We start from the raw sequence: 14,643 nt of genomic DNA, 5'->3' as shown, positions 1-14,643 counted from the left end.
TTCAAGTGACATTCATAATGCAGAGGGTTTTCCATTTGGAGCCTGACGCAATCCGCCGCTTGGAGGAGGGGCGACCATGCAAGTTTCAGCGCCTCACCCCGTTCGTCTTCATCGTTTCGCTGTCCCTGTCGCCATTGGCAGTGCGCTCTGGCGCGGCAGCCTCTCCCCTTCCCGCATCGTCAAGTCAAAGGTGGTCACACCATGAGCAATCTGGTCGGTACCTCGATACCCAATCCTCCCAAGCCCCGCCTCGGCCTGATCATCGGTTCCGTCGCTATCGTCGTACTGGTCGCTGCCATGGCGCTCGATACCAAGGTGGTGAAGATCGGCTCTGAGGCGGGCGCGCAGCCCAATGCGTTCTCGCCCGAAACATTCGGTTCGACCGAGTTTCCGAAGATCCAGGCGGCTATCGAGAAGCGCGCAGTCAGCGCGGACACCTTGGCGACGGCGATTGCAGCGAACAAGGACGCGGCGGCTAAGCAGTACGGCGTGCCCGGTGGCGTAGGGCCCGAAATTTCGGTCAAGTTCACCGGCGTCGTCGGTGCGGCCAAGTCCGGCATCTACACGGTAGCAGTTCCCGGCGTTCCGAACACGGTGACGATCCGTGTCCAGACTGGGCCGGCGATCAACGGGACCGACCTGCGCGATTCGACCGGCACCGTGACGTTCGACCAGTTCACCAACCAGATCGAATATCAGAATGCCGGCTCGGCCCTGAACAAGGAAATGAAGGCGCAGGTGCTCTCCAAGATCGACACAGCAAACCTCACCGGCAAAACCGTGTCGGTCGTCGGCGTCTTCCAGCTCATCAACCCTAACAGCTGGCTTGTCACGCCGGCCAAGCTGGATGTCCAATGAGCGCCGCACTCAAGCCCGCACCGCAGAACGGAGACATCGTTCTTTCAGCGCATAACGTCGCCAAGTCCTATGGTAACGTTCATGCCCTCAAAGGCGTAAACTTCGATATTCGTCGCGGCAAGGTGACGACGCTGTTCGGCGAAAACGGCGCCGGCAAGTCGACGCTGATGAAGATCCTGTCAGGCGTGGTGACGCCGACCTCCGGGGATATTGTGCTCGATGGCGAACGCGTGGTGTTCAATTCCTCGACCGATGCCCGCGATCGCGGCATTTCCATCATCCATCAGGAACTCAGCCTGGCGCCCAATCTGAGCATCCGCGACAATATCTTCATGGGTCGCGAGATCAGAGGCCCGATGGGTGTCGATTTCGCCGAGGAAGCCCGCCAGGTCAAGGCGCTGATGGCGGATCTCAACGAGGATATCGATCCGATGACCCGCGTCGAGGAGCTCAGGCTCGGGCAACAGCAGATCGTCGAGATCGCCCGCGCCCTTTCCGTCGATTCCCGTATCCTGATCATGGACGAGCCGACATCGGCGCTGAGCGCAACCGAGGTCGAAGTGCTGTTCAAGGTCATCCGCGATCTTACCAGCCGCGGCGTGTCCATCGTCTATATCTCCCACCATCTCGAAGAAGCGCTTCAGATCACCGACTATGCCGTGGTGCTGCGCGATGGAGCCATGACGGCCAAGGCTGACGTCAAGGACATCGACCTCGAATGGATCGTCCGCAACATGGTCGGCGAAAACTTCGATCTCGGCTCGCCGCCATCGGGCTACGAGTTTGGCGATGTCGCGCTTTCGGTCAGCGGCGTCAGCGTCGCCGATGCCTCGGGTACCGGCTATTCCGTGGTCGACAACCTGTCGCTGGACGTGCGTGCCGGCGAGATCGTCTGCATCTACGGCCTGATGGGCGCCGGTCGTACCGAGCTGCTCGAATGCGTTGCAGGTCGCGTCCCGTCCACCGGCGGCAAGGTGATGCTCCAAGGCCAGGACGTGTCGAAGCTCAGCATCGCAGATCGCATCGGTCGCGGGCTGGCCCTTGTTCCCGAAGATCGCCAGCGGGACGGGCTCGTCCAGACGATGTCTGTTGGTACCAACCTGTCGCTCGCCAGCATCGGCACCTTCGTGAAGGGCATGCTGCTGTCGCACAGCCGCGAAAAGGCGCTGATCGACGATTCCATCCGCAATGTCCACATCAAGACGGCAGGCGGCGGCGCGCCGATTGGCTCGTTGTCCGGCGGCAACCAGCAGAAGGTCGTCATCGGCAAGATTCTCGCCACCCATCCGCGCGTCATCCTCCTCGACGAACCCAGCCGCGGCATCGATATCGGCGCCAAGGCCGAGGTCTTCAAGCTGCTCGCCGAACGGGCAGCGCAGGGGCTTGCGGTGGTGTTTTCGACCTCGGAAGTCTCGGAATGCCTGAGTATCGCCCACCGCATCATCGTGATGAGCAAGGGCAGGATCTCGGCGCAGTTTGGGTCCGACGCAACAAAAGAGCAGATCATGGCCGCCTCGGGCGAAGCGGTGATCGAACAATGACGAAGAAGAACGGAGCCATGACCATGAGCGAAGCTGGTCCATCCCGCACAACCACCAAGCCAGGCCTCTTCAGCGGCGGCTTCGATCTCGGCCGCCTGCTGCTCGAGGGGCGCGCCTTCTTCGCGCTGATCCTCATCATCGTCGTCTTCTCGATGCTTTCGCCCTATTATTTCTCGACCGCCAACTTCCTGACGATGGCCTCGCACGTTGCGATCTTCGGCATTCTCGCCGTCGGCATGCTGCTGGTCATCCTGAACGGCGGCATCGATCTTTCGGTCGGGTCGACGCTCGGCCTCTCCGGTTGCATCGCTGGCTTCATGATGCAGGGCATCACGCTGAAGGTGTTCGGCGTCATCCTGTTTCCCCCGGTCTGGGTCGTCGCCGTGTTGGCCTGCTGCCTCGGCGCGCTCGTCGGGCTGGTCAACGGCGTGTTGATTGCCCGCTTCAAGGTTCCAGCCTTCGTCGCGACGCTAGGCGTCATGTACATGGTGCGCGGCGTGGCGTTGCTGATGACCAACGGCCTCACCTACAACAACCTCGGCGGCAAGCCCGAACTCGGCAACACGGGCTTCGATTGGCTCGGCTTCAACCGGTTGGCCGGCGTGCCACTCGGCGTCGTCGTCCTCGTCGTCATCGCGTTCCTCGTCAGCGTCATGCTCAATCGCTCCGCCTTCGGTCGCTGGCTTTATGCTTCCGGCGGCAACGAGCGGGCAGCCGAACTCTCCGGCGTTCCGGTCAAGCGTGTGCAGATCCTGGTCTACGTGCTTTCCGGCGTTTGCGCCTCGATTGCCGGCCTGATCCTGTCCTCGCAGCTGACGTCGGCCGGGCCGACGGCCGGGACATCCTACGAATTGACTGCGATTGCTGCTGTCGTCATCGGCGGCGCGGCGCTCACCGGCGGACGCGGTAATATCCGTGGCACGCTGCTCGGCGCCTTCGTCATCGGCTTCCTGTCCGACGGTCTGGTGATCATCGGCATCTCGTCCTACTGGCAGACGGTTTTCACCGGCGCGGTCATCGTGCTCGCGGTGTTGCTCAATGCCATCCAGTATAGCCGCCGCGCCAAGAAACCCGTCTCGACGGGCGGCCAGACCACTTCTCCGCAACTGGGAGGTAAAGCGTGAAGGCTTGTTCCGCAGCCGAGAAGAATACCGGGTAACCGGGCACTACCATCAACCAAGGAGGAAAGTTTCCATGTTCAACAAGACAAGACTTCTCATGCTGTCGGCTGTCGTTCTCGCCGGACCGCTTATGGCCGCATCGTCCACCTCGGCATTCGCCGACGGCCTGATCTCCATCATCGTCAACGACCCGGCCAACCCCTACTGGCTGACCGAAGGCAACGTTGCTGCTGCCGAAGCCAAGAAGCTCGGCTATACCTCGAATGTCGGCGCCCACAAGGGTGATACCAACACCGAGAGCAACCTGATCGACACCGCGATCACCAACAAGTCGGTCGCGATCATTCTCGATCCGGCCAATGCCAGCGGTTCCGTCGGTGCCGTCAAGAAGGCCGTTGCCGCTAACATTCCGGTGTTTCTGGTCAATGCTGAAATCAACCAGGCCGGTCTTGCCAAGGCACAGCTCGTGTCGAACAACGCCCAGGGCGCTGCCCTCGGTGCGCAGGAGTGGATCAAGTCTGTCGGCGACAAGGGCAAATACGTCGAACTGCTCGGCGCGCCTTCCGACAACAACGCCGCAACCCGTTCTAACGGCTACGAGACCGTGCTGACCCAGTATCCGGACCTCGAAAAGGTCGGTTCCGACGTTGGCAACTGGGATCGTACCCAGGGTCACGACAAGATGCAGAACCTGCTGCAGGCCCATCCGGACATCACCGGCGTCATCAGCGGCAACGATGAAATGGCACTGGGCGCTATCGCTGCGCTGAAGGAAGCCGGCAAGCTCAAGGGCATCAAGGTCGGCGGCTTCGACGGTTCGCCGGATGCTGTGGCTGCCATCAAGGCCGGAGAACTGCAGTACACCGTTCTGCAGCCTGTCGCCGTGTTCTCGGCAAAGGCTGTCGACCAGGCAGATTCGTTCCTGAAGACGGGCAAGACCGGTGTCGACACCGAGAAGCAGCTCTTCGATTGCCTGATCATCAACAAGGACAACATTGCCAAGTATACGGCACCGTTTACTCTGTCCGAATAATCCGACTTTGGGGGCGGCCTTCGGGCCGCCTCCTCTCTTCATGACGAAAGCCCGGGATAGCCCGACTTGTCCACACTCTAGACCGTTGGCATGTCAGTCGCGACGCATTACCGTTTGTGACGACGCCCTGTTCGCGTCATAGATGATGGACGCCGGGCGGGACAACCGCCCAAGTGAACTCGAGCATGCCGGCCCGAACGTGATGATACTGTCCTCGCAGCTGCTGAAGACGACGGGTGATGTACATGATGCCTCTGCGACGTTGCTCGTGGTCGCATCCGACGGCGTGGCAGGCGTGGGCCGGTGATCATGGGTGACCACGACGATACCGGCGAAGCTGCGGACAATCCTCTGATGCAGGAGCAGGTTCCGAGCGACACGCGGCTGGCGCGTCAACTGGCCCGCCGCCAGCAGATGACCGAGGCCGTCATGGCCGAAGGCTCGGTACGCATCGAGGATCTGGCCGAACGCTTCGGCATCAGCCTGATGACTGCCCACCGGGATCTCGACGAACTCGTCAGCCGCGGTATCCTGCGCAAGACGCGCGGCATTGCCTCGGCGGCGCCGACAAGCCTGATCGAATCCAGCGACGTCTACCGCTCCAGTCGCCAGTCGGTCGAAAAGCGTGCGCTTGCGCTTGCGGCAATGCGCTTCGTCGAGCCCGGACAAGCGATCTTCTTCGACGATTCCACCACTGTGCTGCAGATGGCGCAATTCCTGCCCTCCGCCGTGCCGCTTACCGTCATCACCAACTCGCTGACGCTGATGAACGATCTCAAGGGTATCCGCGACCTGACGTTGCTCGGTCTTGGGGGCCAGTACTACAACTGGTGCAATGCCTTCATGGGCCGCATGACCACCCACGAGATCTCGCAGCTGCGGGCCGACACGTTGTTCATGTCGATGTCTGCGATCACCGACGATATCGCTTTTCACCAGTTTCTCGAGATGGTCGATACCAAGCGGGCGATGTTCGATTCCGCCTCCACCCGCATCCTTCTCGCCGACAATACGAAATTCGACCGGCGTGCCCTGCACGTCTTCTCGCCGCTTACCGATTTCGACATCGTCATCGTCGACGACGGCACGCCGCCGGTCCATATCGCCCGCATGCGCGACAAGGGCATCAATGTTGTTGTGGCTCCGACGCGCGGCTCAAGCCATGCATCCGCGCTGAAGCGATACGATCCCCAGGCCCGATAGCTCTCTGTCACGTCACTGAAACAAGGCGGTTGAAGCACCTTTTTACCCTTTGCTAAATGTAACATCACTTGACGTGAACTTACCATGTTTATATGATCCAGTGATGTTGCAGCTGTGGTACGAGCGCTCGTCTTGACGCTCCCGCACCCGGTCGTAAAAGGGAGCGAAAACCATGCCCAGCCTGCTAGGGATCGACAACGGCCTGACTGTCACCAAGGCGGTCATCTTCGATATCGACGGGACGCAGCTTTCGGTGGCGCGACGCCGGGTGCCGCAGTCGATACCCCGGGCGCGCTTTGTCGAGCGCGACATGGCAGGCCTCTGGCAGGCGACAGCAGAGGCGATATCGGAGGCGATAGCCCTTTCCGGCCGGCCGGCCGACGACATCAAGGCCGTTGCCGCCACTGCCCACGGCGACGGGATATATCTTCTGGACCACGCTCTCCAGCCGCTCGGCCCCGGCATCCTTTCGCTTGATAGTCGCGCCGGCGGTATTGTCGACCGCTGGTCGGAAGGATCGCTGTTTGACGAAGCGCTGGCCCTGACCGGCCAGGTGCCGCATGCATCTGCGCCATCGGCCTTGCTTGCCTGGTTGAAGGAAAACGATCCGGAGCGGTTCGGCCGCATCGGCCATGTTCTCGCCTGCAAGGACTGGCTGCGCTTCTGCCTCTCCGGCACGATCGGCACGGACCGGACCGAGGCAAGCACGTCCTTCACCGATGTCAGGACGCAAGCCTATTCGGCCGAGGCCTTGCGCATCTACGGGCTGGAGCAGGTGGAAAGTGCCCTGCCGCCCATCGCAGATTCCAGTGATATCGTCGGCCATGTCACGGCCGCGGCCGCAGCTCTTACCGGGCTCGTCGAGGGCACCCCCGTTGCCTGTGGCCTGCACGATGTCACTGCTTCTGCGCTCGGCATCGGCGGCCATGTCGAAGGTGTGATCAGCATCGTTGCTGGCACCTATTCGATCAACGAGGTCGTCTCGGCGGAACCGCTCACCGATCCCCGCTGGTTCTGCCGCAACGCCATTGCGCCGGGCCAGTGGAACGCCATGTCGATTTCTCCGGCCTCGACGGCCAATTACGACTGGTTTCTCGACACCTTCTGCCGGAAGGAGCAGGACGCCGCCGCCACTGAGGGTGGCTCCATTCATGCGCTGCTGGCAACCGAGATCGACGCGGCGCTGCAGCGGCGCTCGACGATCCTCTTCCACCCCTATCTGTTCGGTTCGCCCTACGGCAATCTTGCCAGCGGCAGCTTCCTCGGCCTGCACGGCTGGCACGACCGGGGCGACATGCTGAAGGCAGTACTGGAGGGGATCGCCTTCAATCACCGCACCCACGTGGATGCGCTCCGTGACGGCTTCCCATTCGGCCAGGTGCGGCTGACCGGCGGCGCCTCACGCAACCCGGCCTTCGCCCAGATGTTTGCGGATATCCTGAACCTGCCGGTGACCGTCACCTCGACGGACGAGCCGGCGGCCTTCGGCGCCGCGCTTTGTGCCGGCACGGCCATCGGCGTCTATGCCTCTCCGCAGCAACCGCATCTGACCGTCGGCGCCACCAGCCGGACCTATCAGCCGGATGCCGCCCGCAGCGCCGTGTTCAACGAGCGCTTTGGCCTGTACTCGCGCCTCGCCGAAGCCTTGAAATCGGAGTGGCCAGCGATCGAGCGGCTGGGCATGCCGCCGGAGACCGTCGCGTGATCAAGGCCGACGAACGGCGCGAGGAAATCGCCAACTATGTCATCAAGTGCGGTCAGGTCCGCATCGATGATCTTGTGACGCATTTCGGCGTGTCGCGGATGACCATTCACCGCCATATCGAGCAGCTGGCCCAGCAGGGCGTATTGCGAAAGCTGCATGGGGCTGTCACCGTGCAGCCCTCCGGCATCTATGAGAGCACGTTCCGCTACCGCATGACGGTCGGGCGTGTCGAGAAGGATGCACTGGCCCGCGCCGCGCTGGAATATGTCGAGGCCGGACAGGTGGTGATGCTCGACGATTCCACCACGGCCAGCGCCGTGGCGCCGCTGCTGGCCGAGATCAAGCCGTTGACGGTCATCACCAACAGCGTGTCGACCGCAGAGGTGCTGATCCATGTCGAGGACATGGATTTCATTTCCCTCGGCGGCCAGTTTCACCGCACCTACAACGCCTTCATCGGTCTCGTCACCGAGAATGCCATCTCGCGGCTGCGCGCCGACATCCTGATCTGCTCCACCTCGGCCATCACCGGCACGACCGGGTTCATCCAGGACCAGCAGGTCGTGCGGGTCAAGCAGGCGATGATGGCCGCCTCCCGCCGCCGCCTGCTTCTCGTCGACCATGGCAAATTCGACAGGATGGCGCTGCACGTGTTCGACGAGCTGACGGCATTCGACGCCGTGCTGGTCACCGACGGCATCGCCGACGCAACAGCGCAAAAGCTTGAACAGGCCGGTGTACGGCTGAAAATCGTAAGGATGGCATCATGACTTCCCCGGAAACAGCATCGGTCGATTTCGCCAGCCGCCTTGCGACTATGACCAATGAGGGCAGTGTCGATGTCGTGATCCTTGGGGCCGGCATCAACGGCGCCGGTCTCTTCCGCGATCTCTGCGCCCAAGGTATCAACTGCCTGATCGTCGAAAAGACGGATTTCGGCGCAGGCACTAGCGCCGCACCTTCGAGGCTCATCCATGGCGGGCTCAAATATCTCGAAACCGGCGAATTCGGCCTGGTGGCGCAATCGACTCTCGAGCGCAATCTGCTTTTGAAGAACGCTCCCCATTGCGTCACCGCGCTGCCGACGATCATTCCGATCTTCTCCTGGACCAAGGGCATCTTCGCGGCGCTGCGCACGCTGTTCGGCTCCACCAGCGCGCCCCGCAGCCGAGGTGCGATCCTCATCAAGATCGGCCTTTCCATCTACGACTACTACGGCTCGCGCGACCGGGTCATGCCACGCCACAAGCTTATCGGCCGAAAGCAGGCCCTGCGCGACATCCCGGCTATGACCAAGTCAATCGTCGCCACCGGCACTTACTACGACGCCAAGATCAGCCATCCGGAACGGCTGGTGCTGGAACTGGTGACCGATGGCCTCGACGCAAATCCGCGCTCGGCCATGGCCAACTACACGACGTTGACATCCGCCAAAGACGGCGTCCTGACCTTCCAGCCGGAGAACGGCCCAGCCTTTTCAGTGCGGCCGAAGTTCGTCGTCAACGCCGCCGGGCCGTGGATCGACCATGTCAACGCCGCCCTCGGCGTGCCGTCGAAAATGATCGGCGGCACCAAGGGATCGCATATCCTGCTGAAGCACGACGAACTGCTGAAGGCGCTAGACGGCCGGATGATCTACTTCGAGGCCGATGACGGGCGTATCTGCCTCGTCTACGACTATCTCGGACTTGCGCTGGTCGGCTCGACCGATATCCCCGCAGACAACCCCGACAGTGTCGTCTCGGAGCCGCAGGAAATCGACTATATGATCAACAGCCTCCGCGGCCTGTTGCCGGGCATGACCTTCGATCACAGCCAGATCGTCTACGCCTATAGCGGTATTCGCCCGCTGCCGGCCTCGAACGCATCCATCCCCGGTCTCATCAGCCGCGACCATTCCGCACCGGTCGCCGAACCCGATAAGGCCCGCCCCTTCCCGATCATCTCGCTGATCGGCGGCAAATGGACGACATTTCGCGGCTTTGCCGAAGAGGTGACCGACACCATCCTCAAGCGCATGGGCGCCAGCCGCAAGACCACGACCCGCGCCATGCCGATAGGCGGCGGCAAGGACTTTCCCACCACCGCTGCGGCCCGTGCCGAATGGTTGAAGCGGGAAAGCGCCGAGACCGGCCTCGATATCCCTCGCCTCGACCAGCTCCTGACACGCTACGGCACCAAGGCCCGGGAGATCGCCCGCTACCGCGGCAAGTGGACGGACCGCGATCGCTTGCCGGATTCGACGGATCACAGCCTCGCGGAAATCGACTACATCCTCCAGAACGAGGGTGTAGAGCACCTCTCCGACATCGTCATGCGCCGCACCACGCTCGCCATCACGGGATCGCTGACGCTGAACGACCTGCAACGGATCGCTGCCACCGTAGCTGTCATGCGCTGTTGGGATGAGACGCGGGTGTCAGCCGAGATCGACGCGGTCACGACACAGCTCGCCAAGAGGAACCATATGCGGGTGAAGTGAAGTTGCTGGCGGGAGGTGGTGCCGGATATTGCCAATGGGCAAGAATCTTGCCGAATAGACAGTCGTTCACAGGAGACAGCATCGCCTCGGCAGCCGTGCTGCACCAGAGGCGGTCATCGCGTGTTCGAAAAGTGAACCTTGCTAGGCTTTGGAATAACAGGGTTCTGGACCTGGGTGTCGCTCCAGATGAGTTCTCGGCCATCCACCGATGTCACTTCGAGGCGGGAAACAAGAGCACCGTTCTTCTTGTCCACCAGTGAAGATCGCTCTTCCTCGGGAGCGAACAGATTTTCTTCACCCCACTGGCGAAGAGCCACGATGACGGGGAACAGTCTGCTTCCCTTGGTTGTCAGCACGTATTCCCGATAGGCTGTGCCATCCGAGGCAGGCGCAGTTTCAAAGATTCCACGCTTCACGAGGTCGCGCAACCTGCTCGCTAATACGCCCTTGCCGATACCCAATCCGGTCTGGAATTCGCTAAAACGGCGGGCGCCATCAAATGCGTCGCGAATAATGAGCAAAGACCACCAATCCCCTATCACATCCAAGGAACGCGCTACCGGGCACCCTGAATTCCAGAGACTGACGCGCTTGACCATCGGCTCTCACTCCATGCAATCATTCTGGTTCTAACTTAGAACTAGAAATAACGCAATCCAGCGGGTCTGATGAAAAACAGGATTGAATTCATGCAGAGGATTGCAAGATGGAAGACGGATCGACCTACGCGGCACTCGGACAACAGGTTAAGGGCTTGTCAACCACGCAGACATTGATCGTCGCAGCATTCGCGGGTCTAAGCGTGGCGAATGTCTATTATGCCCAGCCACTGCTCGATATCATGGCACTTGATTTTGGGATGTCATCCGCGGCCACTGGATCTATCGTCACGCTCACGCAGATTGGCTACGGACTGGGCTTAATCTTCATCGTACCGATTGGCGATCTTTTTGACCGTCGATGCCTTATCGTCGGCCAGGGCGTCCTTTCAGCAATTATCCTGATGGTCGTGGCGACAGCCCGGACGGAGACAATCCTGTTTTCTGGCATGGCCGCCATGGGGCTTCTGGCTGTGGTCGCTCAGGTTCTTGTCGCATACGCCGCCGCGTTGGCAACGGTTGCCCAGCGAGGCAAGGTTATCGGTACGGTCACAACTGGCATCGTGATGGGCATTCTTGCCGCACGATCCATTGCTGGTTCGGTGGCCGACCTCGGCGGTTGGCGTGCGGTCTACATGCTGTCTGCAACGCTTACCTTGTTGATGGTCTGCCTTCTTTTGCGGGCCTTGCCTTCACATCATCCTGAACAGAGGTCAGAAACCTACATTTCTGCGGTCAGCTCGGTGCCGATCATGATCCTGCGTGAACCGGTACTGCTTATCCGAGGCATCCTCGCACTGCTCATTTTTGCTGCGTTCAGCACATTTTGGACAGCGCTCGTTCTTCCCCTTACAAATCAACCTTTCTCCTACAGCCATACCCAAGTCGGTCTGTTCGGCCTCGTCGGGCTGGCAGGCGCGGTTGCTTCGACATATGCAGGCAAGCTTGCCGACCGAGGACATGCCCATTGGACAACGGGAATTTCCCTGTTGCTCCTGCTGATATCTTGGGGCTGGATCGCCTTTCTTCCAGTTTCAATTCCAATACTGCTGATTGGAGTGGTTTTACTCGATCTGGCAGTTCAGGCGGTGCATGTCACCAGCCTGAGCATCATCGTGGCCTTGAATTTGCAGAAGAGCGGTCGTCTGATCGGAGGCTACATGGTCTTCTACTCAGTCGGCAGTGCGGTCGGGGCAATTGCCACGACAACGATCTATGCCCGTTTTGGTTGGTCAGGTGTCAGCGCGCTGGGAGCAACGTTTAGCCTGGGGGCATTGGCACTATGGTTAGCCACATCTCGGTTCTCGGAGATAGGTCGGGGAATCCATTTCTCTGATGGGACGGACTAATGGCCGCTGTTGGCCGATCGCGCTCACCCGAGACTCCCGTACCACCCCACCCTTCACCTCCCATGACAGCCATCGCAAAGCGTGATGGCTCCTGCGTGTCCGGGGTGGAACGTACAAGGCTCCACAACCGTTCTCGTTATGACAATTCCATTTTGGAGATCATACGATGGTTAAGGCCCTGATAGTCTCAGGCGCTCTTGCGCTTACAACTCTTACCGTTATCGGCTACGCAGCGAGTGCATCCGGCGCGGGTGCGGCTGGTGTCGAGACGATGGCTGCGCCTCCGGGTGCCGTGGTCTCGTTTGTCGAGGGGCAGCCTAACCCGGTGTCGACAGCCCTTGTCGAGGAGCCAGTCGTCGTCGGCCAGGCGCTCTCGTCGCATGTCATCCTGGTGCCGGTGCCGGACAATGCGAATTACGCCTATGCGATCGTCAACAACCAGCGGGTCATCGTTGAGCCCGCAAGCCGCAAGGTGGTGCAGATCATTCCTTGATCGGTTGCTGCAAGCAGGCATGACAAACCCGCCGGTCGCCCGGCGGGTTTGTTCGTTCTGGAGGTCTATCAGTGCTTGCCGAACGACTGGTCGAGCAGGCCGCCGTCCGCGAAATATTCTTTCTGAACCTTGTCCCATGAGCCAAAGACGTCTTCGACCTTCAGAAGCTTGACCTCCGGGAAATCGGCCTTGAACTCGGCGGTGACGGCGGGATCGTTCACGCGGTTGCCGTTTTGCGCCAGGATCCGCTGGCCATCGCCTGTGTAGAGAAAGTCGAGGTAGGATTTGGCCACCTCGCGCGAGCCGCGCTTGTCGACGACCTTGTTGACGATGGCGACCGGGAATTCCGCCAGCAGGCTGACGGCCGGCGTCACCACGGCGACCTTGTCGGCGCCGAACTGTTTGGCGATACCGCGGGTCTCCGCCTCGAAGGTCACCAGCACGTCGCCGATGTCGCGTTCGACGAAGGTCGTGGTTGCGGCGCGTCCGCCGGTGTCGAAGACCGGTACGTTGCTGAACAGCTTCTTGGTGAAGGCAGCAACCTTGGCATCGTCGTTGCCATAGGCCTGCTTGGCGAAGGCGACGGCGGCAAGATAGGTGTAGCGGGCATTGCCAGACGTCTTCGGGTTGGGAAAGACGACCTTGACGTCGTCACGCACCAGATCGTCCCAGTTCTTGATGTTCTTCGGGTTGCCGGCCCGCACCAGGAAGGACGGGAAGGAGTAGAAGGGCGAGGCGCCGTTCGGAAACTGCTGCTTCCAATCGGCGGATACAGCGCCCTTTTCGGCGAGGTGGTCAATATCGGTCACCTGGTTGAACGTCACCACGTCGGCATCCAGTCCCTCGATCACGGCACGCGCTTGTGCGGAAGATCCGGCATGGGACTGCTTGACCGTGATGTCCCGGCCGGTGTCGGCCTTGTATTTGGCGACGAACGCCTTGTTGACCGCGACGAAAAGCTCGCGGGAAACATCGTAGGATACGTTGAGGATCTTGTCCGGCGTTTCGGCCATAGCCGCGCCGGAAAGAGCAGCAGCCAAGGCTGCGCCGAACATCAAGGACCGATACATGAAAACCCCCGGAATATGCTGAAATGTGCCGCAAAATTATGCCAACCCACCTCGCGATACGAGGTATGGATTGGCATCGCTGGCAGCGACTTGGAAAATATTGCTCTTTCATCCACATAAACGGGATGAGTATGCTGCAGCGCTATTTCCAGCCCACATTGCTCCGGCGCTGGCTTGGCGCGCGTCAGTAGCCGCTCGTCTTGTCGACTAGGTGCGGAATGGCCTCGCCGCGCTCGAAACGCATGACGTTGCGGGCTATTTCCAGCACGGCGATGCGCGGATGGGTGGGCGCTGCCACGTGCGGGCTGACCCGGATATCGGGATGTCGCCAGAACGGGTCGCTCTCGGGCAACGGCTCGATGCGGAAGACGTCGAGGACGGCGCCGCTGAGCTGGCCGCTGTCGACAGCAGCAATCAGGTCGGCATCGACGACATGGCCGCCGCGCGCACCGTTGATGAAAAAGCCGCCTCTGGCCTGGGCGTTGAACAGGTCGGAACCGACGATGTTTTCCGTCTCTGTCGTCAGGGGCAAAAGGTTGACGAGAATATCGGCGCCGGTGACGGCCGCTACCAGGCTATCCCTGCCGGCGAAGGATTGCGCACCCTCGATTGCGCGCCCGCTGCGGCTCCAGACGCGTGTCTTAAACCCGAAGGCGACGAAATGCCTTGCAACCGGTGTTCCCAATGCACCGGCGCCGAGGATGGTCACGATGCGCTCATGGGCCAGCTTTTCGGCCTGCGGCTGCCAGCGCAATTCGCGCTGGAACCGCTCGTAGAGGCGGATGTTGCGGTGCCAGGACAGCGCCTCTGCCAGTACCCATTCCGTCATCCCTTCCGCCAGCCCATCGTCCACCATCCGCACGATCGGCGTCTTCTCGGCGATTTCGCCGGAACGCAGCAGGTGCTCGATGCCTGCGTTAAGGCTGAGGATAAGCTTCACCTCCGGCAATGCGACCATCAGGCCGGCCTTCGGACGGCCGACGACGAGATAGTCGATCGGCGCTTCGCCCGGCTGCGGCATGTCGATGAGGATCTCGTGGGCGGGAAGTGCCGCCCTGAAAAGGGCAGCCAGGTCTTCGCTGCCTTCGGCAATCAACAGGCGTTTCATCATTTTATCCTGGTCTTGGCTGTTATGCGCGCACGCGCTTCCCCTTCGGTCGACCATCAGGCAATCGTCGACCGAAGGAGA

The 14,643-nt window shown here is 61.1% G+C and carries 13 protein-coding genes; 10 read left to right on the top strand and 3 right to left on the bottom strand.

Going from position 1 to position 14,643, the window contains the following annotated elements:
* Window positions 1-201: 201 nt before the first annotated feature.
* The 8 genes from J5278_RS29305 to J5278_RS29270 all read left to right on the top strand — a co-directional run bounded on the left by J5278_RS29305 (window position 202) and on the right by J5278_RS29270 (window position 9,943).
* Window positions 202-858 carry a DUF2291 family protein gene (locus J5278_RS29305; protein ID WP_209185567.1) on the top strand — a complete coding sequence of 219 codons (657 nt, stop codon included), beginning with the start codon at window positions 202-204 and terminating at the stop codon, window positions 856-858.
* Window positions 855-2,399 (top strand): sugar ABC transporter ATP-binding protein, encoded by a 1,545-nt coding sequence (locus J5278_RS29300; protein ID WP_209185566.1) that lies wholly within the window; start codon window positions 855-857, stop codon window positions 2,397-2,399. Before J5278_RS29305 ends, J5278_RS29300 begins: the two co-directional genes overlap by 4 nt.
* Window positions 2,400-2,422: 23 nt before the next feature.
* Window positions 2,423-3,523, top strand: coding sequence for an ABC transporter permease (locus J5278_RS29295; RefSeq protein WP_209185714.1), 1,101 nt, complete (start codon window positions 2,423-2,425; stop codon window positions 3,521-3,523).
* A gap of 70 nt (window positions 3,524-3,593) precedes the next feature.
* Window positions 3,594-4,553 carry a D-ribose ABC transporter substrate-binding protein gene (locus tag J5278_RS29290; RefSeq protein ID WP_142825039.1) on the top strand — a complete coding sequence of 320 codons (960 nt, stop codon included), beginning with the start codon at window positions 3,594-3,596 and terminating at the stop codon, window positions 4,551-4,553.
* 309 nt (window positions 4,554-4,862) lie between these two features.
* Window positions 4,863-5,756: a DeoR/GlpR family DNA-binding transcription regulator gene (locus tag J5278_RS29285; RefSeq protein WP_209185565.1), complete on the top strand. Its 894-nt coding sequence runs from the start codon at window positions 4,863-4,865 to the stop codon at window positions 5,754-5,756.
* Window positions 5,757-5,928: 172 nt separating this feature from the next.
* A complete protein-coding gene (locus J5278_RS29280; protein WP_209185564.1) occupies window positions 5,929-7,461 on the top strand; it encodes an FGGY-family carbohydrate kinase in 1,533 nt (510 codons plus the stop codon).
* Entirely contained in the window at window positions 7,458-8,231 is a 774-nt protein-coding gene (locus tag J5278_RS29275; protein WP_209185563.1) for a DeoR/GlpR family DNA-binding transcription regulator, read from the top strand. The genes J5278_RS29280 and J5278_RS29275 overlap by 4 nt, the downstream gene beginning before the upstream one ends.
* Before the next feature lie 47 nt (window positions 8,232-8,278).
* Window positions 8,279-9,943 (top strand): glycerol-3-phosphate dehydrogenase/oxidase, encoded by a 1,665-nt coding sequence (locus J5278_RS29270; RefSeq protein WP_247749371.1) that lies wholly within the window; start codon window positions 8,279-8,281, stop codon window positions 9,941-9,943.
* A 113-nt stretch (window positions 9,944-10,056) separates the two neighbouring features.
* Here J5278_RS29270 and J5278_RS29265 read toward each other — a convergent pair whose 3' ends face one another.
* The gene (locus J5278_RS29265; RefSeq protein WP_142829415.1) at window positions 10,057-10,542 is read right to left on the bottom strand and encodes a helix-turn-helix domain-containing protein; all 486 of its coding nucleotides are present in this window, start codon (window positions 10,540-10,542) and stop codon (window positions 10,057-10,059) included.
* Between the two features lie 107 nt (window positions 10,543-10,649).
* Between J5278_RS29265 and J5278_RS29260 the strand changes: the two genes are divergently transcribed.
* Complete coding sequence (locus J5278_RS29260) at window positions 10,650-11,891, top strand: MFS transporter (protein ID WP_209185561.1); 1,242 nt, start codon at window positions 10,650-10,652, stop codon at window positions 11,889-11,891.
* 166 nt (window positions 11,892-12,057) lie between these two features.
* Complete coding sequence (locus J5278_RS29255) at window positions 12,058-12,384, top strand: DUF1236 domain-containing protein (RefSeq protein WP_209185560.1); 327 nt, start codon at window positions 12,058-12,060, stop codon at window positions 12,382-12,384.
* Between the two features lie 68 nt (window positions 12,385-12,452).
* Here J5278_RS29255 and J5278_RS29250 read toward each other — a convergent pair whose 3' ends face one another.
* Both J5278_RS29250 and J5278_RS29245 read right to left on the bottom strand, forming a co-directional pair.
* Window positions 12,453-13,454: a sulfate ABC transporter substrate-binding protein gene (locus J5278_RS29250; protein WP_209185559.1), complete on the bottom strand. Its 1,002-nt coding sequence runs from the start codon at window positions 13,452-13,454 to the stop codon at window positions 12,453-12,455.
* A 184-nt stretch (window positions 13,455-13,638) separates the two neighbouring features.
* The gene (locus tag J5278_RS29245) at window positions 13,639-14,562 is read right to left on the bottom strand and encodes a glyoxylate/hydroxypyruvate reductase A (RefSeq protein ID WP_209185558.1); all 924 of its coding nucleotides are present in this window, start codon (window positions 14,560-14,562) and stop codon (window positions 13,639-13,641) included.
* Window positions 14,563-14,643 lie beyond the last annotated feature (81 nt).

The sequence above is a fragment of the Rhizobium sp. B21/90 genome, assembly GCF_019355815.1.
Lineage (GTDB): Bacteria > Pseudomonadota > Alphaproteobacteria > Rhizobiales > Rhizobiaceae > Rhizobium > Rhizobium rhododendri.
Note: the sequence above shows the minus strand (reverse complement) of the source record. Positions and strands in the feature narration are given on the sequence as shown.

Coding starts and splice junctions, on each gene's coding strand:
- J5278_RS29305 (WP_209185567.1), top strand. CDS start 202: ATGAGCAATCTGGTCGGTACCTCGATACCCAATCCTCCCAAGCCCCGC.
- J5278_RS29300 (WP_209185566.1), top strand. CDS start 855: ATGAGCGCCGCACTCAAGCCCGCACCGCAGAACGGAGACATCGTTCTT.
- J5278_RS29295 (WP_209185714.1), top strand. CDS start 2,423: ATGAGCGAAGCTGGTCCATCCCGCACAACCACCAAGCCAGGCCTCTTC.
- J5278_RS29290 (WP_142825039.1), top strand. CDS start 3,594: ATGTTCAACAAGACAAGACTTCTCATGCTGTCGGCTGTCGTTCTCGCC.
- J5278_RS29285 (WP_209185565.1), top strand. CDS start 4,863: ATGGGTGACCACGACGATACCGGCGAAGCTGCGGACAATCCTCTGATG.
- J5278_RS29280 (WP_209185564.1), top strand. CDS start 5,929: ATGCCCAGCCTGCTAGGGATCGACAACGGCCTGACTGTCACCAAGGCG.
- J5278_RS29270 (WP_247749371.1), top strand. CDS start 8,279: ATGACCAATGAGGGCAGTGTCGATGTCGTGATCCTTGGGGCCGGCATC.
- J5278_RS29265 (WP_142829415.1), bottom strand. CDS start 10,542: ATGGTCAAGCGCGTCAGTCTCTGGAATTCAGGGTGCCCGGTAGCGCGT.
- J5278_RS29260 (WP_209185561.1), top strand. CDS start 10,650: ATGGAAGACGGATCGACCTACGCGGCACTCGGACAACAGGTTAAGGGC.
- J5278_RS29255 (WP_209185560.1), top strand. CDS start 12,058: ATGGTTAAGGCCCTGATAGTCTCAGGCGCTCTTGCGCTTACAACTCTT.
- J5278_RS29250 (WP_209185559.1), bottom strand. CDS start 13,454: ATGTATCGGTCCTTGATGTTCGGCGCAGCCTTGGCTGCTGCTCTTTCC.
- J5278_RS29245 (WP_209185558.1), bottom strand. CDS start 14,562: ATGAAACGCCTGTTGATTGCCGAAGGCAGCGAAGACCTGGCTGCCCTT.